This window comes from Streptomyces sp. adm13(2018), from assembly GCF_008042145.1.
In the GTDB taxonomy this organism is placed as follows: domain Bacteria; phylum Actinomycetota; class Actinomycetes; order Streptomycetales; family Streptomycetaceae; genus Streptomyces.
On the sequence record NZ_RDBH01000097.1, the window covers coordinates 22,114 to 44,481 of the forward strand.

Here is a 22,368-nt window from a genome sequence, read left to right on the forward strand (position 1 = left end):
GGTCGGGCGAGCCGCTGTCCCGTCGTGGGCTGCGCGGCCGGGAGGCCGAGCTCGCGGAGCTGCGTACCCTCGTGGCATCCGTCGCCCGGAGCGGAAGCGGTGCTCTCGCCCTCCTGCGCGGTGAGGCCGGGATCGGGAAGAGCACGCTGCTTGCGGAAGCCGTCGACCTGGCCGAGAACCAGGGGTACTCCACCGGCATCGGCCGAGCCGATGAGTTGCACCATCTCGTACCACTGTCCTCGCTGGCCGGCTGCCTCCTCGACGGTGCGCGACCCCTGCTGTCGGGTGACGCGTTCGCCGACCTCGCCCGCCGTCACGACCAGCGGATCCGGCTCGTGGAGCGGCTTGCCGGGATGATCGAGGCCAAGGCGGCCGAGACACCCGTACTCATCGCCCTGGACGACGTGCAGTGGGCGGATCCGCTCAGCCGGTTCGCGCTGCGACAGTTGCCCGGCCGACTGCGGAGTTCTCCGGTCCTGTGGCTGCTGACCGGACGTACGGGGCCCGCCGTCGCCGGTGAGGAGATCCTGGCGGCCGCGCGGAACCGTCTGCCGGTGGTACGCCTTCACCTGGGGCCGCTGTCCGCCGACGCGGTCGACCGGCTCGCCGACGACACCCTCGGCGATGACGTCGACGAGCGGACACGAACCCTGCTCGACGGCACCGGTGGAAACCCCTTCCTCGCGGTGGAACTGCTCCGAGGACTGCGAACCGAAGGCCGAACACCGGACGCGGACACGGGCACGGGTGCGCACGCGCGTACGGGTGCGACCTCGAGTACGGGCACAGACGCGGGTACGAGCACGGCACCCGGCACGGACGCACGGACGACCGCGGAGCTGCCCGACGCCACCTCCCCCTTCGTACCGACCGGGCTCGTGTCCGGCGTGCGCGGCCGGATCGGAACCCTCGGTCCCGACACCCTCACCCTCCTGCGGATGGGGGCCGTCCTCGGTCGCCGGTTCGCGTTCCTCGACGCGGCAGCGCTCTGCGAGCGCCCTCCCGCCACCCTGATCACCGCCCTCGACGAGGCCCTTCGCGCGGGACTCCTCGACGAGGACGGCGCACTCCTCTCCTTCCGGCACGACCTGCTGCGCCAGGCGGTCTACGCCGACATCCCCACGTCCGCACGGAACGCACTGCACCGGGCGGCCGCGCACCGCCTCGTCGCCTCCGGGCACCGCCCGATCGACGCGGCGTCGCACGTGCTGCGCGGGGCCGAGCCCGGTGACGAGGAAGCCGTCGCGCTGCTGCGGCGGGCGGCCGATGACGTCCTGCCGGTGACGCCGGGACTCGCCGCCGACCTCATGACGCGCGCCCTGGAGTTGGTCCGGCCCTCGGACGCGGCGCGGTTCGACGTGGGAGAGCAGGCGATCGTCTGCCTCATCCGGGCCGGGCGGGACCGGGAGGCACTGACGACCTGCGACGGGCTCCTTGCCGCGCAGCCGCCGCTCGCGGTGTTCGGGCGGCTCCAGGCGACCCTCGGTGGAGCCCTGTGGAGCCTCGACCTGGCGGAGGAGCTGTGCCGGCGGGCGGAGGCGGCGTTGGCCGTGGGGGGAACCCCGCCCGAGGTCGCCGCCCGGCTCTCCGCACTGCGGGCCCTCGCCCTGTCCCGCGGCCGGGACCTGGGCGTCGCGCGGGCCGTGGGCGAGGAGGCGCTGGCGGCGGCGATCGCCACCGGAGACCGTCCGGCGCACGTCCAGGCCCTGTCCGCGCTGGGCGAGATCGCCCTCAACGCGGGAGACGGCGCCACCGCGCTGGCGCGGTTCACCGCGCTGAGTGTCGTGGACGGTGCTTTCCGGCCCGAGGAGGCCGTAGCCCATCAGCACGTGGACCGGTTCGACAGCGCCGAGGAGTCGCTGCGACGGGCGCAGACGGAGGCGGGCTCGCACCGACAGGCCATGCTCCTCTGGGCACAGGGCCAGCAGCACCTCGGACGGGGCCGACTCGACGACGCCGAGGCGCACTTCGAGACGATGGAGGACCTGGAGGACGCCGTACAAACCCCCGTGCAGCAGGTGAACTCCCGGGTGATCCGCGCCTGGATCGCGCTGCTCCGGGGCAACCGCGCGGGGGCCGGGGAGCAGCTCGTCGCGGCGCGGGAGCGGCTCGCGGTCAAGCCGAACCCGGGGAACCGGGCCGTGGTGTGCTTCCTGGAGGCCCTCCTCGCCGGGCATGACCGAGACGCCCGGTCGGCTGTGGACGCGCTGCGGCGGCTGCAGGAGATCGGGCCGTTCATGCGCTGGCGGTTGCTGCGCACCTGGGTGGGGACGGCGGTCCGGACGGCTCTGACGGCGGGGGACCGTGCGCTGGCCGAGGACCTGGTCGCGCAGGCGACGGCGCACGCCGAGCGGAATCCCGAGGTGCCGACGGCGACGGGGACGGCGGCCCTGGTCGCCGGTCTCGCGGCCGGCGATGTCGGCCTGCTCCAACGGTCCGTGTCCCTGCTCGCGGCCGGCCCCCGTCCGCTGGTCCTGGCCGCCGCCAGGACCGACCTCGGACGTGCGCTCCTCGCGGCGGGACGGACGGCGGAGGCGGTGCCGGTGCTCGCGGCCGCCCAGGACGCCTTCGCCGCGGCGGGAGCGGACGCGGCCGCGGCCGACGTACGACGGTTACTCGACGGCGCCGGCAGGGGTTCCGGCACCGATGCCGAGTCCCGGCCGGGGGCCGGCGCCGGGCGCACGGGCGCCGTGCGCGACCGGCCTGCCCAGGGCTGGGGGGCGCTCACCGCCTCGGAACGGAAGGTGGCGCGGCTGATCGCGGGCGGGCACACCAACAGGTCGGCCGCCGAGGCCCTCGTCGTCTCGCCCCACACCGTCAACACCCATCTGACGTCGGTCTTCCGGAAGCTCACCGTGCGGTCGCGGGTGCAACTCGCGCACGTGGTGCTCGCACGCGGCGATGCGGAATAACCCCCTCCGTCGAGGCGGTCCTCCTCGATCGGCGACACTTTCGAGCACGGAACTCACATGCGTATCCGTCGCATCCGCATCAACCACCACCTCTACGTCCGTCATCACGTCCGCGTCCGCATCCGTATGAAGAGAAGCATCCGCATGAGAAGACCCCTCGCCGCTCTCGCGGCGGCCGTCGCACTGGTCCTGGTCACCGTCGGCTGCGGAACCGGCGACCCGGCCGACCCCTCCCGTACCGGACGAGCGGCGTCCCTCACCGTGCTCGACTACTACACCGACCGCACCGAGCACGCCCACTGGGGCGAACTGCTCGCCGACTGCGGCAGGCGGGCCGGGGTGACGATCGAGCACCGGAGCGTTCCCGCGCCGTCGCTCGTGCCCACGGTCCTGCGGCAGGCCGCCGCACGGACGATGCCCGACCTCCTGATGCTCGACAACCCCGACCTCCAGCAGATCGCGCGGTCCGGCGTGCTCGCCCCACTCCGTCCGTACGGCGTCCGGACCGACGGCTTCGGACCGGGCATCCTGTCGGCCGGCACCTACCGGGGCGAGGTGTACGGTCTCGCCCCGACCGTCAACACCCTCGCCCTCTACTACAACAAGGACATGCTGGCCGAGGCCGGCGTGGCCGTCCCCCGGACCTGGGACGAGCTCCGGAAGGCCGCCCTGGCCACGACCCGACCCGGCCGTCACGGCCTCGCGGTCGACGCCGACCCCTCCTTCGAAAGCACCTTCCAGTTCCTTCCCTTCCTGTGGTCCAACGGCGGTGACGAACGACGCCTCGACACCCCGCAGGCCGCCGAGGCACTTCGCCTGTGGAGCGATCTCGTACGGGACGGAGCGATGTCCCGGTCCGTCCTCACCTGGAACCAGGCGGACGTGCACGAGCAGTTCCTCGGTGGCGACGCGGCCATGATGGTCAACGGTCCCTGGCGGATGACCGAGCTGGAGAAGGCGAAGGACCTGCGCTGGGGCGTGGCCCCGCTCCCCGTGCCCCGAGCCGGCGCTGAGCTGGTCACCCCGTTGGGCGGCGAGGTCTGGACCGTGCCGCGCGGCGACTCCGAGGCCCGCATGCGGAAGGCGGCCGAGGTCCTCGCCTGCCTCAACGAGCCCGCGAACCAGCAGACCCTGGCGACCTGGCACCACACGGTGCCGTCCCGCACGGACGCGGCCGACCGGTACGCGAAGCAAGTCCCCGCCATGGCGGCCTTCGTCGAGAGCGTCCGGGGCGCACGGGCCCGTACTCAGCGGCTCGGCCCCGGCTGGCCCAAGGCCGCCACCGCGATCCACACCGCCGTGCAGGCCGCGGTGTCGGGACAGCAGACTCCGGAGGAGGCGTTCCGGCGTGCGCAGCGCATGGCGACGGACTCCTGACGCCGGTGGGCACTCCGGAGACCCATCCGGCGGTCGGTCCGGAAGCCACTCAGGCGGCCGCTCCGGCAGCTGGCCCGACCGCAGTTCCGGCCGCCGGTCCGGTGCGGCAGCCCGGGTCCGGCGGCGGGAGACCGCCGTCCGCGCCGCCTTCCTCGCACCGGCCGCCGCGTTCCTGCTGCTGCTCCTGGGCCGGCCGCTCGTGGACAACATCACGACGAGCCTGCGCGACTCCACGGCCGTGACCCTCCTCGGCGGCACGGCGCCGTTCACCGGACCGGACAACCACGTCCGACTCCTCACCTCGGAGGAGTTCCGGCAGGCGGCAGCCACCACGGCCCTGTACACGGCCGGTTCGCTGGCCGCGCAGTTCATCATCGGCCTGGCGCTCGCACTGTTTTTCCAGCGCCGCTTCCCGCTCGGCCGGGTGATCCGTTCACTCATGCTGGTGCCGTGGCTGATGCCGCTGGTCGCGACCGGAACGGTCTGGCGGTGGATGCTCGACACCGACCACGGCGTCGTGAACGAGGCACTGCGCGCGCTGCACGCCATACCCCACGGCGTCCCCTGGCTCACCGGCACCCACCAGGCACTCTGGTCCGTGATCCTCGTCAACACCTGGGTGGGCATCCCCTTCAACACCGCTCTCCTGTACGCCGGTCTGCAGGCGATCCCGCCTCGGGTCCACGAGGCGGCACGACTGGACGGCGCCGGACCCGTCCGGCTCTTCCGGTCCATCACATGGCCGCTGCTGCGGCCGACGGCCGGTGTCGTCCTCGTCCTGGGCGCCGTCTACACCCTCCGGGCACCGGACGTCGTCCTGGTGCTCACCGGCGGCGGACCCGCCGGTGCGACGCGGACCCTGGCGGCCCTGGCCCACGAGCAGGCGTACGCGCAGTTCGAGTTCGGCCACGCCGCCGCCACGGGCAACGTGCTCGTCCTGGTCTCGCTCGGCCTCGCGCTGCTCCACCTCCGCGCCGTCCGGCGCGACCGTACCCCCTGAGGAAGCGGAACCTTGTCTCTCGTGAAGTCGTCGGCGCGACGGGGCGGTGTGGCCCGCTCGCTCGTCGCGATCGTCCTGCTGGCGTTCATGCTGTCGCCCGTCTACTGGATGGTGAACGCCTCCCTGCTGCCCGCCGGCCGGCCGTCCCACGGTGGGTGGTTCCCGGCGGACCCCGATCCGAGCGGATACCTCACGGCCCTCCACGATCAGGGCGGCGCTCTCGTCACCAGCCTGGTCGTCTCACTCGGCACGGCCGCGCTCAGCCTCGCGCTCGCCGCCCCCGCGGCCCACGCACTGACCCTTTCCCCGCTGCCCGGCGCCGGCCCGTTCCTCTTCGGTGTGCTGCTCGTCCAGGCAGTGCCCGGCATCAGCGTGGCGAACGCGCTCCACGGCCTCTACGCCGACACCGGCCTCCTCGACACGCGCCTCGGCCTCGTACTCGCCGACTCGACCGCCGGTGTCCCCCTGGCGATTCTGGTGCTGCGCACCGCCATGGCGGCGATCCCCCGCGAGATCGTGGAGGCGGCCCGGCTCGACGGCGCCGGCGCCTGGCGCGTGTTCCGTTCCGTGGTCCTGCCCCTGAGCAGGAACGCCCTGGTCACGGCCGGTCTGTTCGCCTTCCTCCTCGCCTGGGGCGACACGTTGTTCGCTCTCACCCTGACCACCACCGACGCCGTCCGACCGATCACGCTCGGCCTCTACGACTACCTCGGTGCGCACACCACCCGGTGGAACGCGACCATGGCCACCGCCGTCCTGGCGTCGCTCCCGGCGGCGGTGCTCGTCGTGGTGGCACAGCGCCACATCACTACGGCACCCGCCGCCGGAGCGGTGCACTGAGGACACCGACGACGGTGTCGGCAGACCCGCTCAGAGCGTCCGGCGCACACCCGCCTGGCGCTCCAGATTGCGCAGCTGGACGGAGAGATCGCCCTCGACGGCCAGGTGGGCGGGGCCGCTGCGACCGATGGGCAGCACCTCCTCGCTGCGCATGTCCTCCAGCATCAGGGCGAACGCCGCGTACATCGCCACCAGCGCCACCACGAGGCCGAGCACACCGGACGTGCGCGTCAGCCATTCGGCGCCTGTGATCCCGGCGAGGCCGGTGGCCGCCCAGCGGGGAGCGGAGACCACCAGGACGAGCCACAGCGCCCGCTTGGGCCGGGTCACGGCGATCATCAGCGTCCCGAAGGCGAGCAGCGCCAGGTTGAACACGCCCAGCACCTGAAGGCCGTCGGGGGCCTCGGTGAGCAGGACGAGCGCGTACGGCAGCCAGCTGCCGGCGAACACCGCCATCAGCGTCGCCGCGATCACGTCCCGCGCTCCGAAGGCCAGGTGGCTCACCAGGAGCTGGAGGACGAAGGCGGGCAGCACGGTGAAGGCGACGGCGCCGCGGGCGGACTCGTCGAAGACCCCGAGCTGGAGGCAGCCCGTCATCACGGACGCGATGGCGATCGTGAAGAAGCCGAGCGGCATGGGGGAGGCGATGGGCCGCAGAGTGATCCGGGTCATGGACCGCAGGTCGGGCTCGAAACGGCGCCCGGCGGCGACGGGAGGCACGGGACCGGACTCGGGGCCGGGATATAGGCCGGACGCGGGACCGGACTCGGGGCCGGGATCTGGGCCGGACGCGGGGCCGGGAGCGGGGCCGAGATCGTGGCCGGACTCAGGGCCGGCGCCGGGATCGAGATCGGTCTCGGTCTCGGTCTCGGTGTTCATACGGGTTCCTCCGGGGATCAGTGGGTGAAGCAGGGATCGACCAGCGACGGCGGCCCGCCGGGGCCCGCGCCGCGCGCCGCCCGCCACCGGCGCTGCTCCGCGGAGTCGGCGGCGGCCTCCGCCACCAGCGCGGCCTGCCGCGCGCCGCCCGCCTGGTAGCCGCCGAAGCGGGCCACCGGCGACCACTCCGGGGCGATCGGAGGCAGCGCCTCGTCGAGGCCCTCGTACTCGGCGGAGGCGTACACGATCCGGCCGCCTACGACGGTCAGGACCGCCTCGATGTCGGGGATGACATGGTCGGGCACGGTGAAGTAGTCCTCCGAGAGGACCGCCAGGTCTCCGTAGTACCCCTCCCGCAGCATGCCCTTGACGTCCTCCTCGCCGGTGAGCCGCGCCCCGCCGCGGGTGTAGAGGCCCAGCGCGGTGTCCCTGCCCAGCTGGTTGGCCGGGCCGCGGAGCGGTGTGCCGCCGACGGTCCGGCCGGTGATCAGCCAGTGCAACGCCACCCACGGGTTGTACGAGGACACGCGCGTCGCGTCCGTGCCCGCGGCGACGGTGAGGCCCCGGTCGAGCATGGCCCGGACCGGCGGGGTGTGGGCGGCGGACTCGGAGCCGTACCGGTCACGGAACGCGAGCCCCTGGAACGACATGCGGTTCTGTACGGACACCGCGCCGCCGAGGGCCGCGATCCGGTCCAGGCTGCCGGCCGAGACGGTCTCGGCGTGGTCGAACAGCCAGCGTCCGCCGCCCGGGAAGAGCCCTTCGGCCGCGAGCTTCTCGAGCACGGCCAGATCGCGCCGGATGGTCTCGTCGTAGGTGGCGTGCAGCCGGAAGCCCCAGCCGTTCTCGACCAGGATCCGGACCGCCTGCTCGAACTCCGCCTCGTACCCCGCCGCGAGCTCGGGCCTCGGTTCCGAGAAGTTCTCGTAGTCGGCCGCCGCCCAGGTCAGGTTCTCCCCGGCGCCGTTGAGCCGCAGCCACGCGTCGCCGTCGCCGGGCTTGACCGTCTCGGTCCAGCGCTTCAGGTCGGCGAGTTCCTGCCCGGCCGTCTGCGGGAAGAGGTGGTACGCGATCCGCAGCGAGAGCTCTCCGGCGGCCGCCAGGTCGGCGACGGTGCCGTAGTCGTCGGGGAAGCTCTGGAAGCCGCCGGCGGCGTCGACCGCCGAGGTCAGTCCGAAGCGGTTGAGCTCGCGAAGGAAGTGCCGGGTCGAGGTGCGCTTGTCGGCGGCGTCCAGGGTGGGCGCCTTGGCGAGGGTCGAGTACAGGACGAGCGCGCCGGGCGCCGCGAGCAGCACGCCGTTCGGCTCGCCGCTCCGATCGCGGACGATCTGCCCGCCGCGCGGGTCCGGGGTGTCCCGTGTGAACCCGGCGGCCCGGACACCTGCCCGGTTCATCAGCGCCGACTGGTAGAGGTGCAGGACGAAGACCGGCGTGTCGGGCGCGGCGGCGTTCAGCTCGGCGACGGTGGGCATCCGGCGCTCGGCGAACTGCTCGGCGGTCCAGCCGCCGACGACCCGGATCCACTGCCCCTTCGGCGTGCGGGCGGCCTGGTCGCGCAGCATGGCCAGCGCCTGCCGGAGACTGCGTACACCGTCCCAGCGCAGTTCGAGCACGTAGTTCAGGCCGCCCCGGATGACGTGCAGGTGCGAGTCGTTGAGGCCCGGGACGACGCGACGGCCGAGAGCGTCGACGACCCGGGTTCCCGGGCCGACGAGGGGCGCGAGCTCGTGGTCGTCGCCCAGGGCCGCCACCCGGCCGTCGCGGATCGCGACGGCGCGGGCGTGCGGACGGTGGACGTCGCCGGTGAACACCTTGGCGTTGCGCACCAGGAGGTCGGCGTGCGCCTGTTCCTGCCGCGGGGCGGGGACGAGACCCGCCACGGGCATGCTGGTCGAGGGCCCGGTCACGCGAGGGCCTTGCGGAGGATGTCGGTGGCGACGCCGATGGCGAGTTCGGCGCCCCGGGTCTCGCGCAGGGCGTTCAGCATGACGAAGTCGTGGATGACGCCCTGGACGCGCAGGGCGGTGACGGGGACGCCCGCCGAGCGGAGCTTCGCCGCGTACGCCTCGCCCTCGTCGCGCAGGACGTCGGCCTCGGCGGTGATCACCAGCGCCGGCGGGAGATCCGCCAGCTGGCCGAGGGTGGCGCGCAGCGGGGAGGCGGTGGTCTGCGCGCGCTCGGCCTCGTCGGTCGTGTACTGGTCCCAGAACCACTGCATGGCGTCCCGGCGCAGGAAGTACCCCTCGCCGAACTCGTGGTACGAGCCGGTGTCGAAGGAGGCGTCGGTGACCGGGTAGAACAGCACTTGCTGGACGAAGGTCACATCGCCGCGCTGCTTGGCCATGAGGGTGAGGGCGGCGGTCATGTTGCCGCCGACGGAGTCGCCCGCGACGGCGATCCGGGTGCCGTCGAGACCCTTGTGGCGCCCCTCGCGGGCGATCCACTGGGCGACGGTGTAGTTCTGCTCGATCGCCACGGGGTAGCGGACCTCGGGCGACAGGTCGTACTCGGGGAAGACGACGGCAGCTCCCGTGCCGACCGCGAGTTCGCGGACGAGCCGGTCGTGGGTGTGGGCGTTGCCGAAGACCCAGCCCGCGCCGTGCAGATAGAGGATGACGGGGAGGACGCCGGTACTGCCGTGGGGGCGGACGATCCGGGCCCGGACGTCGCCGGTCGGGCCACCGTGCACGGTCACCCACTCCTCCTCGACGGCAGGCATCGCCACGCCCTCACCGCTCTGCACGTCGTCCACCGCCTTGCGGCCTTCGGCGACGGGTATCTGGTAGAGGAAGGGCGGCTGGGCGGTGGCGTCCGCGAACGCCTGGGCGGCGGGTTCGAGTACGGGCTGACCGGTCATGGGGTTTCTCCTTGAGCTGGGTGGGGGTGTACGGGGAACTCGGGCGCGTGCGGTCGGAAGGGGCCGGGCGCTCCGTCGGGGGTACGCGGGCGGCCGGCCCCGGTCTGAGGGGCCCACTCCGGACGTTCAGTGGTCGACGGGCGCCACGGCGGCGGGCCGGTGCAGCACGAGCCGGGCGAGCAGGCCGGAACCGACACCGGCCACGAGGACGAGGGCAGCCCACCACAGGGGGTACGGCGTGAGGCCGAGGACCGCGTCGAGGGACCAGGCCCCGGGACCGAGGGCGGTCAGGGCGGCGGCGGTGACGATGAGAACGAGCGGGTACTCGTACCCGTCGTGCTGCACCCACAGGCCGTTCCGCCACTTCACGGTGAGCGCCACCGTCATGACCCCGACGGTCCCCGTCGCGGCGAGCGGCGTGAGCAGACCGAGGGCCAGCAGCAGACCGGAGCCGATCTGGCCGCCGCCCGCCGCCAGGGCGGTGAGGACACCCCCGCGGAAGCCGTCGGCGCGGAACTCCTCGGTCCCGCCGTCGAGACCGTTGCCGCCCAGGTGAGAGCTGACCTTCTGCACACCGTGGCCGGCGACGAGCAGTCCCACCAGCAGCCGCAGGATCAGAATGCCGGTGTCCACGGAGGTCAGCCGGCCGCGTGCGCGCCGATGACGGCCTGCGCGTACACGACACCCAGGCCGTACGCGCCGGCGTGCGCCTTGACGATCTCCATGACCGCGCCGTACGTGTCCTGGCGCGCCCAGTCGCGCTGCAGCTCCAGCAGAACCTGCACCCAGGTCACCGGGACGGCGCCGGCCGCGATCATCCGCTGCAGCGCGTGCTCGTGGGCGGCCGGGGTCACGCCGCCCGAGGCGTCGGCGACCACGTACACCTCGTATCCCTGCCCGAGGGCGGAGAGGGCGGGCAGCACCAGGCATACCTCGGTCCACAGGCCCGACAGGATGATCTTCCTGCGCCCGGTCGCCCGCACCGCCGCCACGAGTGCCTCGTCCTCCCACGCGTTCATGGTGGTGCGGTCGATGATCTCGTTCTCGGGGAGGACCTCGGCGAGCTGCGGCAGCAGGGGACCGGAGAAGGACTCGGCGGCCACCGTGGTCAGGACGGCCGGTACGCCGAAGGCCCGGGCCGCCTTGGCGAGACCGACGGTGCTGTTGATGATCGAGGCCCGGTCGCCGCTGCCGGTGCCGAAGAACATCTGCGGCTGGTGGTCCACGAAGAGCATGACCGCGTTGTCGGGCGTGAGCAGGTCCTCGCTCGGGGCGGCCTGCACCTTGGCGATGTCGAACATGAGGGGTCCTTTCGAAGCTGTCGGGAGGGTGCCGGCCGCGTGACGCGGCTCGGCACTCCTGCACGCTACGAGTGACCTGACCAGCCGCGTTGCCCTCCTGCGCACAGGGGCTGACACGACAGCGCACAACCGGTCAACGACCCCGCGCCGCCCGCGCCGTACGACATCCCGGCGGCACTCACCTCAGATCACCGGAACTGCTCCGGGTCCCCCTCCGGGTCCCCCTCCGGGGGCCAGGCACGAACAGGTCACCCGTCCAGTTCGGCGAGGCGGTCCCGGGCCTCCGTGAGGCGGGTGGGATCGGCCGCGTTGCCGAGGGCGAGGCATCCTGAGAACGCCTCGCGGGCCTCGTCACGGTGGCCGGCGCTCAGCAGACAGTTTCCGAGGTGGATCAGGGCCCGGCTCTCCATGGCCGCGTTGCGGCTGCGGCGACAGAGTTCCACGGCCCGGCGCAGGTGGTCCGCGGCCTCGGACCAGTTCCCCAGACTCGCGTGCGCCCCACCGATGGTGACCTGCAGATTCGTGCGGGTGAACTCGGCGATGTGGGGTTCGACCCGCTCACCGACCTGGTCCAGGAACGAAAGGGTGGCCAGGATCTCCGCGATGGACTCCTCGTGCAGCCCTCCGTCCACGAGGATCTGACCGTGTTCCACCCGGCACTGGAGTGCGCCGTGGAGGTCACCGGCCGTCTCGAAGAACGCGGCCGCCTCGCCGTTGTGACGTGCCGCCGCCGCGTAGTCGCCGAGCAGTCGGAAGGTCCAGGCGGTGTACTTGTGCGCCCAGCCCTGCTGCGGGAGGTCGTCGGCCCGCCGGGCGGCCACGAGCGCCTGCGCGGCGCGGTCGAGACTGTCCTGGTGGCGGCCCTCGCAGACGAGGAGCGCCCAGGCGTGGTAGTTGAGGTGGGTGGCCATCAGCAGGTGATCGCCCAGGGCATCGGCGCTGCGGGCGGCGGTGGCGAAGACCTCGGGCCAGTGTCCCCAGAAGATCCACTGGTCGGAGAACCAGTGCAGCGCCTCGGCGACCTCGACGACGCGAGCGTGGTCGCCCTCGGCAGCGGCCGCGCGCAGAGCGGCCAGCCAGTTGGCGCCCTCGGTCTGGAGCCAGCGACGGGCGTTGTCCGCGGTGGACAGGTCGATCGTGCCCCGCCACGTGGCGGGCGGGGCGCCGTGGTCGGGTTCGTACCAGCGGCCCGCCATGACCGTGTTCTCGAGCATCCAACGGTGCAGCGCGGACCGCGCGGCCTGCGCCACGTCCGGGGACTCCTCAGCCCTCAGACGACCGCGGGCGTACAGCCGCAGCAGATCGTGGAAGCGGTAGCGGTCCCGGTCCGTGTTCAGGAGGCCGGTCTCGACGAGTTCCTCGAGCGTGTCCTCCGCGTCGAACAGTGACTGCCCGGTCAGCTGGGCGGCGCCGGCGGCCCCCGCGTCGGGCCCCTCGACGAGGGACAGCAGCCGGAACATGCGGGCCGCGGTGGGGGTGAGCTGGCGGTAGGACAGGTGGAAGGCGGCGGACACGTGGACGTCACCGGCGGTCAGCGTGTCCAGGCGGTACTCCTCCATCGCCAGCCGGTCGGCGAGGCGCCGCACGCTCCAGCCGGTACGGGTGGCCAGCCAGTTGCCGGCCACACGCAGGGCCAGCGGCAGGTTTCCGCAGTGTCCGGCGACCTCGGCCAGGGCCCGCGGATCCGCCTCCGCGCGTTCCCGTCCCACCAGGGTGGTCAACAGGGTGTTCGCCTCCGCCGGCGACAACTCGCCGAGAGCGAGACGGTGCACGCTCTCCAGGCCCGTGAGCATCCGCCGGCTCGTCACCACCACCATGCTCGCGCCCGCCCCCGGAAGCAGCGGCCGGACCTGCGCCTCGTCCCGCGCGTTGTCCAGGACCAGCAGGCAGCGCCGCTCGGCCAGTACGCGCCGGCACAGTTCCGGATGCCCCTGAGAGCCGGCCATGGCGAGGTCGCGATCGGCGACACCGAGCGCCTTCAGCACGCGGAGCAGGAGCTCCGCCGAGTCCGGCGGTTCCTCGTCGGTTCCCCGAAGGTCGAACAGCAGCTGCCCGTCGGGGAAACGCGAGGCCAGGTCATGGGCGGCACGCAGCGCCAGGGTGGTCTTCCCCGTGCCGGGTTGCCCGGACACGGCCACGACCACCGGTATCCCCGGGGATTCCTGCTCGGCCAGGGTCGTCAGGCGTGCCAGCTCCCCCTCGCGCCCCACGAAGTCGTCGACGCCGCGGGGGAAGGCGCGCAGGCCAGTCGCCTGCGGGCGGGGCACGCGGCCGGTCCGGGCGGCGGCGAGGAGTCGTTCCCGCTCGGTCGTGGACAACCGCAGCCCGTCGGCGAGCGCCGCCACGGTACGACGCTGGGGAGTGGCGACCCGGCCCCTCTCCAGGTCGCCTATCCCGCGGACGCTGACTCCCGACGCCTCCGCCAGCGCCTCAAGCGTGAGCGAGGCCTCCAGACGCAACCGCCGCAACAGTGCCGCGAACTCCAAGCCAGCGCCGGTCACCTGTAGGTTCCTCCCACCACAAAAGATCACATGAGCTGACTATTCTGCCCGAGGTCCGACCCCCGCTCGTCCGTGCGCGATGCCCGCCTGATGAGGCGTGACCAGGCAGGACTCGGGCCGCCGCAGGGTTCACCGTCCCTCGGCCGGTCGCCTCATCCCGGGCGTCACCGTCGCTCGGCCCGGTCTCCCCATCGTTCGCGTCACCCTTGCTCGGCTTGGTCACGCGCTCCCGTGCGTCCCTGTACGTCGTCGTAGTGGTACGCACCGACGGGCGGCGGGCCCGCCCCAGGGCCGCACACCTCTCGCCGCATGTGATCCGGCACACATGATCCGGGCCGATGACTTGGCGCCGCGCTGTCCGTCAATAAGAGCGACAGCACCGACGCAGCGACAGCACCGACGCCAGGAAGGGTTCGCCATGACCGAGATTCTCGATGTGCCCCGCCTCACCGATTCCCCTGCGCCCTCGGCGCGTTCCGCGGCAGGCTGGGGCGCGGCCTGTGGCGCGGTGGCGGGCCCGCTGTTCCTGGCGATCGGAATCACCCAGGGCCTGACACGGGAGGGGTTCGACTTCACCCGAAACGCGCTCAGCCAGCTCGCCCTGGGGGAGTCCGGCTGGATCCAGACAGTGAACTTCGTGCTCGCCGGAGTGTTGCTGCTCGCCGGTGCGACGGGATTGCGGAGGGTGCTGCGCGGCGCACTCGGCGGCACCTGGGGTCCGGCCCTGGTGGGCGTCTTCGGCGTCTCCTTCTGGGTGGCCGCGGCCTTCCCGGCCGACGCCGGGGCGGGCTTTCCCGCCGGTGCCCCGGAGGAGACCGTGATGAGCGGACACGGCACCGTGCACATGCTCGGTGGGATGGTCGGCCACCTCGCCCTGTGCGCGGCGTTCGTCGTCCTGGCCCGCCCGTTGGCCGCCCGTGGCCTGCGGGGCTGGGCCGTCGCCTCCCGTGTCGTGCCGGTGTTGGTTCTCGCCGGATTCCTGCTGTCGGCGGTATCCGTCCTGGCCTTCACCGCCGGCGCCGGCCTCGGCCTGCTGTGGCTGGGCGCGGTGGCGATCCGCCTGAACGGACTTCCGGCCGACCGCTGACGGATCGCACAGGGGCGAGGTATCAGGCCGGGGCGGTACTGGCTCACTGTTCTTCGTGCTCCTCGAACCGTTCGCGTGCGCGCTCGATGGCGGGCATGTTCCGTGAGGCCCACGCGAGCAGTACGTCGATGGGAGGACGCAACGTCTTGCCGAGTGGAGTGATCTGGTAGCGGACCGCCACGGGGCGGGTGGAGACGACCTCGCGCTCGATCACACCGTTACGTTCGAGCCGCCTCAGGGTCGTCGTCAGCGACTTCTGGGTGACCTGAGGGATGGCACGGCGCAGCTCGTTGAAGCGGCAGGGGCGGTCGCAGAGCTCGTTCAGGACGCTGAGCGACCACTTGTCGAGGATCTGGTCGAGCAGTTCGCGGTGCGGGGCGTCGATGCGGAGTTCGTCGTCGGTATCCATGGCGAAACCTGGTCTCGTTGAAGTGTCCTTCGTCTCCTAGGTAGCTTACGGATACCTACTGCGGAGGAGAGAGAACCCCATGACTGTTCAGCACTTCACGCCGGAAGGGATGGTGCAGCCGACCCCCTACCACCATGTCTCCGTGGGAACGGGCACGAAGCACGTCCATGTCAGCGGCCAGATCGCGCGCCGGGCCGACGGAAGCCCGGTCGCGCCCGGCGATCTGGCGGGGCAGGTCGCGCAGGCGCTGCGCAACACCGCAGTCGGTCTGAAGGGCGCCGGCGCCTCGTTCGCGGACGTGTTGCGCCTGACCTTCTACGTGACCCGGTGGAATCCGGAGAAGATCGGCGATCTCATGGCCGGAGTGGAGGCCGTCGCCGAGGAGATCGGCCTCCGGCTCCCGATGCCCCCGGCCTCCCTCATCGGCGTGGATTACCTCTTCGAGCCGGACGTCCTTGTCGAGGTCGAGGCGACCGCGCTCCTGGACTGAACCCGAGAAACTCGTGGAGTGCTGGAGCGGGTGAGCCGTCCTATTGCTTGGAGTGTCCTGATGTGCGCGGGTCTCAGGGTGTTCTATCGGCGCTGGTTCATGCGTCGTACGTTGGCGATACGGTTACGTTCCGCGAGTTCCACCATCTGACTCATGGCCTCGCTGAGTTCCTTCCGTCTGGGTGATATCTCGCTGTCCCAGTGTTCTTTCCGGTCGGTTTCGCTCATGGGTGTCTCGCGTACCCTGCGGGCCAGATTCCCGCATTCTCTGCTCAGCCACGCGACTTTCTCGGCCAGACGCAGACCGCCGAACGGAAGGACCGTGTGGAAGAGGCCGTGCAGTTCGAAACCGATTCTGCCGAGGGCGTCGGGGTCGGCCTCTCGCAGAAACGCGGTGCGGAATTCGTCCAGTGTGGCGTGAACCTTCTCGAAGGCGGCGGTGCGCTTCTCGCGCTTCCACCGTTCGACCTCGACTTGGTCCTGGGCTCTGGCGATTTCGAGTGCGGACCGGTGGTTGGCGACCACCACCGCCATCGCGCTGCGGTGGGATGCCGCTGACTGGGCGGCCTGGAGTTCGAGGGCGGCCTGGTGGGCGGCCGCTGCCTGGGTCATCGTGCTCTCGTGTGCGGCCGCGGCGTGGGCGGCCTGGAGCTCGAGAGCCGCCTGGTGGGCGGTGGCCGCTTGGGTGAGTGCTGCCTGGTGTGCGGCTTCGAGCTGGGCGAGGGCTGCCCGATGACTTGCGGCAGCTTGTTCGAGGGCGGATTCGCGGGCGGCGCGGTGGCCTGCCTCTGCCTGCGCCAGGGCCGCCTGGTGTGCGGCGTCGGCGGTCTCGCGGGCGGCCTGGTTGAGCGCGTGGGTCTGCTGCAGCGCGGTGCGTTTCTGCCAATGCGCGACGAGCACGCTCACGGGGATGCCAGCGAGCGCGACCAGGGCGGCTATGCCGGTGAGGTCCATGACAGAGAATGATGCCCCGTCAGATGGATCCTTCGGCAACGGGGTGCGCCGATTCCTCTCGCCCTGTCGCCCAGCCGTCCCTGTCGCCCTGTCGCCCAGCCGTCCCTGTCGCCACGCCGCCGACGCTCCCCGGTCTGGCCCCTCACCCCCGACGGTGGTGCGGTCCCGCCGGTCTGCTGCCCGCCGTGGAGTGGGGCCCGACCCCGCGGCTTCCGTTCATCGAGAGATCATGAGCAAGACCTGGTGTGAGAGTTTCCGCCCGGGGTAGAAGGCTGCGCGGACCACRCGAGATCAGGGCAAGGGGAGCGGCATGGAGCTGGTAGCGGGGGCTGCGGAGCGGGTGCGTGGGGGCGAGGTCGTTTCGGTGTCCGCTCTCTACGAAGGCGGCGAGGACATCGGCGTCGCGCGAGAGCTGGCCGTCGCCTTTCTGGCCGACGCGCAGGCCGTGCACGGGCTGGCGGTGTCCGAGCGTGCCAGCGGCGCGGTGGAGCTCGTGGTCAGCGAGCTGGTCACCAACGCCCGCAAGTACGCGCCGGGCCCCTGCCTGCTGACGCTGGAGATCGCCGATGGCACCGTCGAGGTGGCGGTCTGGGACAGCAGCCCCGTTCTCCCGGTCCTTCTCGGTCCCGATCCGACCCGGATCGGGCAGCACGGGCTGGAGATCGTGACGGTACTCGGGCAGAGCTTCTCCATCCACCGTGAACCCGTCGGGAAGCGCATCACGACGGTCATCGCGCTGGCCGATGACGCCGGCGCCGACGGCTGGCTCTGACGCGGGCGAGGGCGATGCGGGTGACCATCCGCTGACGTCGCCGACGGGGCGCCCGGGCTCCTCTGGCGTCGGTCAGAGCGCGATGGGGAGGCCGAAGGAGCGTCGGCTGTGCGCGAGGAGCGCGCGGAGCCCCGGATCGGGCCGGTCCTTCCAGACCAGGGCGAGGAGGGCCGGTGCGTCCACCTCGGCGAGGGGGAGGGCGACGAGGCGGTCGCGGTAGCTTGCGGCCATCGACTCGCTGAGGATCGCGACCCCGAGTCCCCGGGCGGCGAGGTCGGCGATGGCGTCCGGGGCGCTGGCCTGGAGGGCGATGTCGGGGCGCAGGCCCTGCGCGGTGCAGGCGTCGTCGAGCACGGTGCGCAGGCCGGTACCTCGGGGCATGCACACCAGGGGGTGGCCGGTGAGGTCGCGCAGGGTGACCTGGCGCCGCTCCGCCAGGGAATGTCCGGTCGGGACCAGCACGACGAGCCGCTCACTGATGATCGTCAGAGTCTCCAGCCCTTCGGGTGCGGCGCTTGCCGTCCCGATGAGGGCCAGGTCGACGGCGCCGGACCGGACGTCCTCGACGAGGCGGTCGGACTGCTCCTCGAGGAGGGACAGCTCGACCCCGGGATGTTCCTGGTGGAAGGACGCGAGGGCCTCGAACAACGGGGTGACGGTGCAACCGATGACCATGCCGATGGTGAGCCGCCCCCGGATCAGCCCGGTCACCTCGTCCACGGCCCGGCCGACGGCACCGGCCGCGGCCAGCGCGGCACGGGCGTATTCGAGTGCGGCCTTGCCCGCGACGGTGAGGGTGGCCGTACGCGCCGACCGGTCGAACAGCTCGGCGCCGAGCTCGCGCTCCAGCTGACGGATCTGGGCGCTGACGCCGGACTGGCTGATGTGGACCCGCTCGGCGGCCCGGGTGAAGTTCCGCTCTTCGGCGACGGCGACGAAGTACTCCAACTGCCTCAACTCCATGACTGTGGATTCTAGTTCTCATCTCTTCCATCTGTTGGACTTCTGGACGGTGGACGGACCAGGCTGGACACCCGGGACGAGGCAGAGGCGGAACCGCACCTGCCACCGAGTCCGAGTCCGAGTCCAGGCCCGGGCGGTCCCGGCCCGATCCGAGCCCGAGAGGCCCAGCCCGAGAGCCCGAGCGGGAAACCCAACGCACAAGACAGGAGTCACCCGTGAACGCGTACGAGAAGGCCATGCGGCCCGAGGACATCACCCGCTTGTTCGTCGAGCGGTCCAACGCCGGTGACGCGGCGGGAGTGGCCGCGCTCTACGAGGAGAGTGCGGTGATGGCCTATCCGCCCGGGGAGCTGACCGTCGGACGTGAGGCCATCCGGGAGCTGTGGGAGAAGGTGCTGGCGAACCGCCCGCGCTTCGAACCCGAGCAGCCACTGCCCACGCTGGTCAGCGACGGCATCGCCCTCACCTCGACCCCGCCGCGTGACGGGTCCGGCGCCCGGGCGCAGGTGGTCCGCCGCCAGCCGGACGGAAGCTGGCTGCGCCTGCTGGACCAGCCCGAGTTCACCCCGCCCACCGGCTGACCGCAGGCCGGGGAGAGGTACGTACGCTCTGACGCGCCTCTCGGGCACGCTGCGGCCGGGCATCTCGGTGTACCGCCCGGAAGCCGGGAAGGTGCGGGTCGAGAACAACTGCCCGGTCACCGCTCGCGACGGCACAGTGCTGCGCGTCAACGTCCACCGGCCACCGGGTGACGATCGCGTACCGGTGATCCTCTTCGCCCACCCGTACGGGAAGGACGACCTGCCCGCCTTCACCGCCTCGGGCCGTCCGAAGCTGTCGTTCCGCTACCGGATCATGCGCCAGACCGGGCCCCTGGTCTTCTCCTCGCTCACCACCTGGGAGGGGCCCGATCCGGTGTGGTGGGTGGGGCAGGGATACGCGGTGGTGAACTGCGACCTTAGGGGAGCTGGGACGTCCGAGGGGGGTCGGATCCGCGGAGCGGCACCTGTACACCCACCGCGGCGGCAAGTGGGCCGTCTTCTACGACCAAGAGGCGCGCGCGGCCCAGCTGCGCTTCTTCGAGCGCCACCTGAAGGGACGGGACGTGCCGCCGCTGCCCCGGGTCCGGCTGGAGGTCCGCGACCGCGCCGACCACATCGTGGAGGTACGGGAAGAGGAGTCCTGGCCGCTGGAACGCACCCGCTGGACCCCCGTACACCTCACCGACCGCGGTCTTGCCCCGGAACCGCCGACCGCACCGGGATCGCTCACGTTCGACATCAGGCGGAGTGGCGCGCGGTTCGGCTGGACGGTCGCGCCCCTTCGAGCCCGTACCGGCCTGTCTGGTGCGCGAGCCCGTCCCCGCGGGGGAGGTCGTCCCCGTCGACCTCGCGCTCGGCCCCTCTTCGACCCTGTTCCGCGCGGGGGAACAACTCCGGCTGGTCGTGGCCGGCCGGTGGCTGTCCCCGCGCAACCCGCTGACCGGCCAGTTCCCCGCCTCCTACCGCACCCGCAGCCGGGGACGATGCACCCTGCACTGGGCCCGGACCGCCCAGCCCATCTCCTGCTGCCCGTCATCCCACCGAGGGCGTGAGGCCGGGCGGGTGCCGGTGCCGGCTGCGATGACTCACACTGGCAGCTGTCCCTCTTGAACCGTTCATAGATCGGCAGCAGCTTCCGTGAGCCCTGAAGATTCCAGTTCACAGCCTCCGTACGTGTGGGAGTCCTTCAGGGTTGGTTCCCTCGGTGGTCCGTTGCTCGTCTGCGACCTCGAAGCCTTCTCCGACTGGGGTGGAGCGGCGTACGACTCCGACCTCGAACTGGATCCGGCCTGCGACCACGCCCGCGCCTGGTCGGCGGTTCACCCGGACAACGATGACCTCGAAGCCGCGTTCGTGCGGTTCGGCGAAGACGAGGCGCATGGCGGCCTGGTCTGGGATACGGACGGCGACGGCGCGGCGGAGATCGCCCATGCCCGGAGCCGGAGGAGCCCGGCCGACAGCGACGACCACTTTCTGGTCATGCGTTCCTGGATCCCCGCAGGCAGGACGGATGCACCGCGTCGGCATGCTGCACGTGCGGTGAACGAGGAGCAGAAGGTGGGGCAGCTGGCGGTGCGTAGCGGGAGGGTCGTTGTCGTCGCGACGGGAGTCGATGCCGACGAGACCGGGTCGTACGCGACACCGCGGGAAAGGGAGGCTTCGCTCCGGGCCCTGGGCCGACTCAACCCACCGGTCCAGCTCCACCTGGAGGACCAACGGGGTCTCGGTACGGTGCTCTGGGTCAGGCCCGGCACGTATCGCGTCACCTGCGGCTGGCACGAAGGGGCGCGCGGGCGGTACATGCCCGAGGAGGAGATGAACGGGCCGCTCCGCTCCTACGCCGATGACGACTGGAGCTGCCGGTGGGTCCGTTTCACCTGGTGCGGCGAGCCGCTTGATTCGGTAGCGGGGCCTGCCGAGCCGGTCTGCCCGGCGGCGCCGTGATCCGTCCGTAGCTCCACGGCACGTACCGCCTCCGCCGCCACCGCCGTCAGAGCTGCGGCCGCCGGTCCACGGCGGTGGGGGACCGGCGCTCCTCAAGCCAGAAGAGGTGGACACGCAGGTGGTCCGACAGGTCACCGTCGAGATAGGCGGCGTACCGCAGGGCAGCCTCAGCCACGCCTTGAGAACTCCTAACGAAATGATCTTCGAGATGGTTGGATCACTCCAGGAGTGATGATCCGGAGGTGCGGGGTGGCGCGGCCGAAGCCGTGGGAAGTCGATGACGAGCTGTGGGCGGTGATCGAGCCGCTGCTCCCGAGGGTGGAGCGTCGGGCCCGACATCCCGGGCGCAAGCGGCATCCGGACCGGCTGGTGTTCCAGGGCATCCTGTTCGTGCTGCACACCGGGATCGCCTGGGAGCACCTGCCGCAAGAACTCGGCTTCGGTTCCGGCATGACCTACTGGCGCCGCCTGGCCGAGTGGACTGAGGCTGGGGTCTGGCTCCGGCTGCATGAGGTCCTCCTGGCCAAGCTTCGCAGCGCAAACGCCCTGGACTTCTCCAGGGCGGCGGTCGACGGCTCCCACATCCGCGCGTTAAAGGGGGAGCCAAGACCGGACGAAGCCCCGTTGACCGGGGCTGGACGGGCAGCAAACACCACCTGATCACCGACGCCACCGGCATCCCGCTCGCAGTCACTCTCACTGGCGGCAACCGCAACGACGTCACCCAGCTGATCCCGCTCCTCCAAGCCGTGCCGCCGGTGCGGGGCAAGCGCGGCCGGCCTCGGCGCCGACCAGACATGGTGCTGGGCGACCGCGGCTACGACCACGACAAGTACCGCCGCCTGGTCTGGGACCTCGGTGTCCAACCGCTGATCGCCCGCCGCGGTACCGAGCATGGCTCTGGCCTGGGCACCCAGCGTTGGGTTGTAGAGCGTACGTTTGCTCACCTGCACTGGTTCCGTCGTCTGCGCATTCGCTGGGAGGTCCGCGACGACATCCACGAAGCGTTCCTCAGGCTCGCGTGCGCATTGATCTGCTGGAGGCGGCTGAGAGCGTCGAGCGGGCAGCCCTAGAAAGGGGGCCAGCAGGAACCGAGGGGAGGCGTGGGGTTGACACGATTCCCACCACGCATCTCCGACGGCCAGCGCTGGTCAATGACGGCCGCGGTCTCCTTGCAAGCACCGCAGGCATCGCTCCGGTCCGGCACCCACCAGTACGGAGAGACCGAGAGGCTTTCGTGTTCTATGCCGCACAACGTCGCGCCGGAACCTGTGTAGGCATAGGCCGTGTCGTAGGCGTGGGCCACGTCCTCAGGAAGATCCGGCGATTCCGCCCGCTCCCAGCGCCCGTACATGGGCTGGTACTGGGGTCGTGAAACCTCACGGGGACCGTATCCCAGCTCGGTCCACGCGTAGCACCAGGAGCAGAACCACCGCTCCTTCACCGGCAAGTCCCACGCCATTCGCGGTTCAGCCACCGGCGCCCGCCGCATCTCGTGGCCACACACATCACACGTCACAGCCGGATCCTGTCATGCAACG

Annotated in this window: 21 protein-coding genes and 1 pseudogene; 12 read left to right on the top strand and 10 right to left on the bottom strand. The window is 71.8% G+C overall.

The genetic code is table 11. The features are described from left to right. The 4 genes from EAO70_RS08705 to EAO70_RS08720 form a co-directional block, all read left to right on the top strand. Window positions 1-2,912, top strand: a 2,912-nt coding sequence (locus tag EAO70_RS08705) for an ATP-binding protein (protein ID WP_315986224.1), incomplete at its 5' end; no start/stop codon positions are given. A gap of 57 nt (window positions 2,913-2,969) precedes the next feature. Further along, a complete protein-coding gene (locus EAO70_RS08710) occupies window positions 2,970-4,289 on the top strand; it encodes an ABC transporter substrate-binding protein (RefSeq protein ID WP_261992761.1) in 1,320 nt (439 codons plus the stop codon). A 199-nt stretch (window positions 4,290-4,488) separates the two neighbouring features. Then, the gene (locus EAO70_RS08715; protein ID WP_261992762.1) at window positions 4,489-5,289 is read left to right on the top strand and encodes a carbohydrate ABC transporter permease; all 801 of its coding nucleotides are present in this window, start codon (window positions 4,489-4,491) and stop codon (window positions 5,287-5,289) included. Window positions 5,290-5,310: 21 nt separating this feature from the next. Further along, the gene (locus tag EAO70_RS08720; protein ID WP_148002470.1) at window positions 5,311-6,129 is read left to right on the top strand and encodes a carbohydrate ABC transporter permease; all 819 of its coding nucleotides are present in this window, start codon (window positions 5,311-5,313) and stop codon (window positions 6,127-6,129) included. 30 nt (window positions 6,130-6,159) lie between these two features. Here the strand turns inward: EAO70_RS08720 and EAO70_RS08725 are convergent, their stop codons facing one another. The 6 genes from EAO70_RS08725 to EAO70_RS08755 all read right to left on the bottom strand — a co-directional run bounded on the left by EAO70_RS08725 (window position 6,160) and on the right by EAO70_RS08755 (window position 13,667). Beyond that, window positions 6,160-6,801, bottom strand: coding sequence for a GPR1/FUN34/YaaH family transporter (locus EAO70_RS08725; RefSeq protein ID WP_341623587.1), 642 nt, complete (start codon window positions 6,799-6,801; stop codon window positions 6,160-6,162). A gap of 224 nt (window positions 6,802-7,025) precedes the next feature. Beyond that, window positions 7,026-8,894 carry an amidohydrolase gene (locus EAO70_RS08735; protein ID WP_148002471.1) on the bottom strand — a complete coding sequence of 623 codons (1,869 nt, stop codon included), beginning with the start codon at window positions 8,892-8,894 and terminating at the stop codon, window positions 7,026-7,028. A 17-nt stretch (window positions 8,895-8,911) separates the two neighbouring features. After that, window positions 8,912-9,865: an alpha/beta hydrolase gene (locus EAO70_RS08740; RefSeq protein ID WP_148002432.1), complete on the bottom strand. Its 954-nt coding sequence runs from the start codon at window positions 9,863-9,865 to the stop codon at window positions 8,912-8,914. 126 nt (window positions 9,866-9,991) lie between these two features. Beyond that, the gene (locus tag EAO70_RS08745) at window positions 9,992-10,498 is read right to left on the bottom strand and encodes a DoxX family protein (RefSeq protein ID WP_148002433.1); all 507 of its coding nucleotides are present in this window, start codon (window positions 10,496-10,498) and stop codon (window positions 9,992-9,994) included. A gap of 5 nt (window positions 10,499-10,503) precedes the next feature. Next, a complete protein-coding gene (locus EAO70_RS08750) occupies window positions 10,504-11,166 on the bottom strand; it encodes a hydrolase (protein WP_148002434.1) in 663 nt (220 codons plus the stop codon). Between the two features lie 248 nt (window positions 11,167-11,414). Next, window positions 11,415-13,667, bottom strand: coding sequence for an ATP-binding protein (locus EAO70_RS08755; RefSeq protein WP_148002435.1), 2,253 nt, complete (start codon window positions 13,665-13,667; stop codon window positions 11,415-11,417). Window positions 13,668-14,085: 418 nt separating this feature from the next. On the opposite strand from EAO70_RS08755, the gene EAO70_RS08760 reads away from it, so the two are divergent. Continuing rightward, window positions 14,086-14,754, top strand: a complete 669-nt coding sequence (locus EAO70_RS08760) for a DUF998 domain-containing protein (protein WP_148002472.1) — start codon at window positions 14,086-14,088, stop codon at window positions 14,752-14,754. 43 nt (window positions 14,755-14,797) lie between these two features. Here the strand turns inward: EAO70_RS08760 and EAO70_RS08765 are convergent, their stop codons facing one another. Beyond that, window positions 14,798-15,163 (bottom strand): winged helix-turn-helix transcriptional regulator, encoded by a 366-nt coding sequence (locus EAO70_RS08765; RefSeq protein ID WP_148002436.1) that lies wholly within the window; start codon window positions 15,161-15,163, stop codon window positions 14,798-14,800. A gap of 79 nt (window positions 15,164-15,242) precedes the next feature. Between EAO70_RS08765 and EAO70_RS08770 the strand changes: the two genes are divergently transcribed. Continuing rightward, window positions 15,243-15,653, top strand: coding sequence for a RidA family protein (locus EAO70_RS08770; protein ID WP_148002437.1), 411 nt, complete (start codon window positions 15,243-15,245; stop codon window positions 15,651-15,653). An 83-nt stretch (window positions 15,654-15,736) separates the two neighbouring features. Here the strand turns inward: EAO70_RS08770 and EAO70_RS37760 are convergent, their stop codons facing one another. Then, entirely contained in the window at window positions 15,737-16,606 is an 870-nt protein-coding gene (locus EAO70_RS37760; protein ID WP_187283800.1) for a hypothetical protein, read from the bottom strand. Between the two features lie 310 nt (window positions 16,607-16,916). Here EAO70_RS37760 and EAO70_RS08790 point away from each other — a divergent pair, with 310 nt between their 5' ends. Continuing rightward, complete coding sequence (locus tag EAO70_RS08790; RefSeq protein ID WP_148002441.1) at window positions 16,917-17,378, top strand: ATP-binding protein; 462 nt, start codon at window positions 16,917-16,919, stop codon at window positions 17,376-17,378. Window positions 17,379-17,450: 72 nt separating this feature from the next. Here EAO70_RS08790 and EAO70_RS08795 read toward each other — a convergent pair whose 3' ends face one another. Further along, window positions 17,451-18,341 (bottom strand): LysR family transcriptional regulator, encoded by an 891-nt coding sequence (locus EAO70_RS08795; protein ID WP_148002442.1) that lies wholly within the window; start codon window positions 18,339-18,341, stop codon window positions 17,451-17,453. Between the two features lie 236 nt (window positions 18,342-18,577). Between EAO70_RS08795 and EAO70_RS08800 the strand changes: the two genes are divergently transcribed. The 4 genes and pseudogenes from EAO70_RS08800 (at window position 18,578) to EAO70_RS08810 (ending at window position 20,827) form a co-directional block, all read left to right on the top strand. Continuing rightward, on the top strand, window positions 18,578-18,922 hold the full coding sequence (locus EAO70_RS08800) for a YybH family protein (RefSeq protein WP_402119171.1): 345 nt from the start codon (window positions 18,578-18,580) through the stop codon (window positions 18,920-18,922). Window positions 18,923-19,058: 136 nt separating this feature from the next. Continuing rightward, window positions 19,059-19,268, top strand: a pseudogene (locus EAO70_RS40265) (hydrolase); the annotation flags it as partial. A 362-nt stretch (window positions 19,269-19,630) separates the two neighbouring features. Next, the gene (locus EAO70_RS40270; RefSeq protein ID WP_410091175.1) at window positions 19,631-19,993 is read left to right on the top strand and encodes a CocE/NonD family hydrolase C-terminal non-catalytic domain-containing protein; all 363 of its coding nucleotides are present in this window, start codon (window positions 19,631-19,633) and stop codon (window positions 19,991-19,993) included. 63 nt (window positions 19,994-20,056) lie between these two features. After that, on the top strand, window positions 20,057-20,827 hold the full coding sequence (locus EAO70_RS08810) for a hypothetical protein (protein WP_187283801.1): 771 nt from the start codon (window positions 20,057-20,059) through the stop codon (window positions 20,825-20,827). Window positions 20,828-20,873: 46 nt separating this feature from the next. On the opposite strand, the gene EAO70_RS08815 is transcribed toward EAO70_RS08810, so the two are convergent. Continuing rightward, a complete protein-coding gene (locus EAO70_RS08815; protein ID WP_261992764.1) occupies window positions 20,874-21,002 on the bottom strand; it encodes a hypothetical protein in 129 nt (42 codons plus the stop codon). Between the two features lie 56 nt (window positions 21,003-21,058). Between EAO70_RS08815 and EAO70_RS08820 the strand changes: the two genes are divergently transcribed. Then, a protein-coding gene (locus EAO70_RS08820; RefSeq protein WP_402119173.1) for an IS5 family transposase occupies window positions 21,059-21,900 on the top strand; the annotation gives its coding sequence in 2 pieces (ribosomal slippage) (window positions 21,059-21,419 and window positions 21,419-21,900; 843 coding nt in all). Window positions 21,901-22,368: the final 468 nt, after the last annotated feature.

Bases quoted from the DNA above. Each gene is read 5' to 3' on its own strand.
- EAO70_RS08710 (WP_261992761.1), top strand. From the start codon at position 2,970: ATGCGTATCCGTCGCATCCGCATCAACCACCACCTCTACGTCCGTCAT.
- EAO70_RS08725 (WP_341623587.1), bottom strand. From the start codon at position 6,801: ATGACCCGGATCACTCTGCGGCCCATCGCCTCCCCCATGCCGCTCGGC.
- EAO70_RS08735 (WP_148002471.1), bottom strand. From the start codon at position 8,894: ATGCCCGTGGCGGGTCTCGTCCCCGCCCCGCGGCAGGAACAGGCGCAC.
- EAO70_RS08740 (WP_148002432.1), bottom strand. From the start codon at position 9,865: ATGACCGGTCAGCCCGTACTCGAACCCGCCGCCCAGGCGTTCGCGGAC.
- EAO70_RS08750 (WP_148002434.1), bottom strand. From the start codon at position 11,166: ATGTTCGACATCGCCAAGGTGCAGGCCGCCCCGAGCGAGGACCTGCTC.
- EAO70_RS08760 (WP_148002472.1), top strand. From the start codon at position 14,086: ATGACCGAGATTCTCGATGTGCCCCGCCTCACCGATTCCCCTGCGCCC.
- EAO70_RS08765 (WP_148002436.1), bottom strand. From the start codon at position 15,163: ATGGATACCGACGACGAACTCCGCATCGACGCCCCGCACCGCGAACTG.
- EAO70_RS08770 (WP_148002437.1), top strand. From the start codon at position 15,243: ATGACTGTTCAGCACTTCACGCCGGAAGGGATGGTGCAGCCGACCCCC.
- EAO70_RS37760 (WP_187283800.1), bottom strand. From the start codon at position 16,606: ATGGACCTCACCGGCATAGCCGCCCTGGTCGCGCTCGCTGGCATCCCC.
- EAO70_RS08790 (WP_148002441.1), top strand. From the start codon at position 16,917: ATGGAGCTGGTAGCGGGGGCTGCGGAGCGGGTGCGTGGGGGCGAGGTC.
- EAO70_RS08795 (WP_148002442.1), bottom strand. From the start codon at position 18,341: ATGGAGTTGAGGCAGTTGGAGTACTTCGTCGCCGTCGCCGAAGAGCGG.
- EAO70_RS08800 (WP_402119171.1), top strand. From the start codon at position 18,578: ATGCGGCCCGAGGACATCACCCGCTTGTTCGTCGAGCGGTCCAACGCC.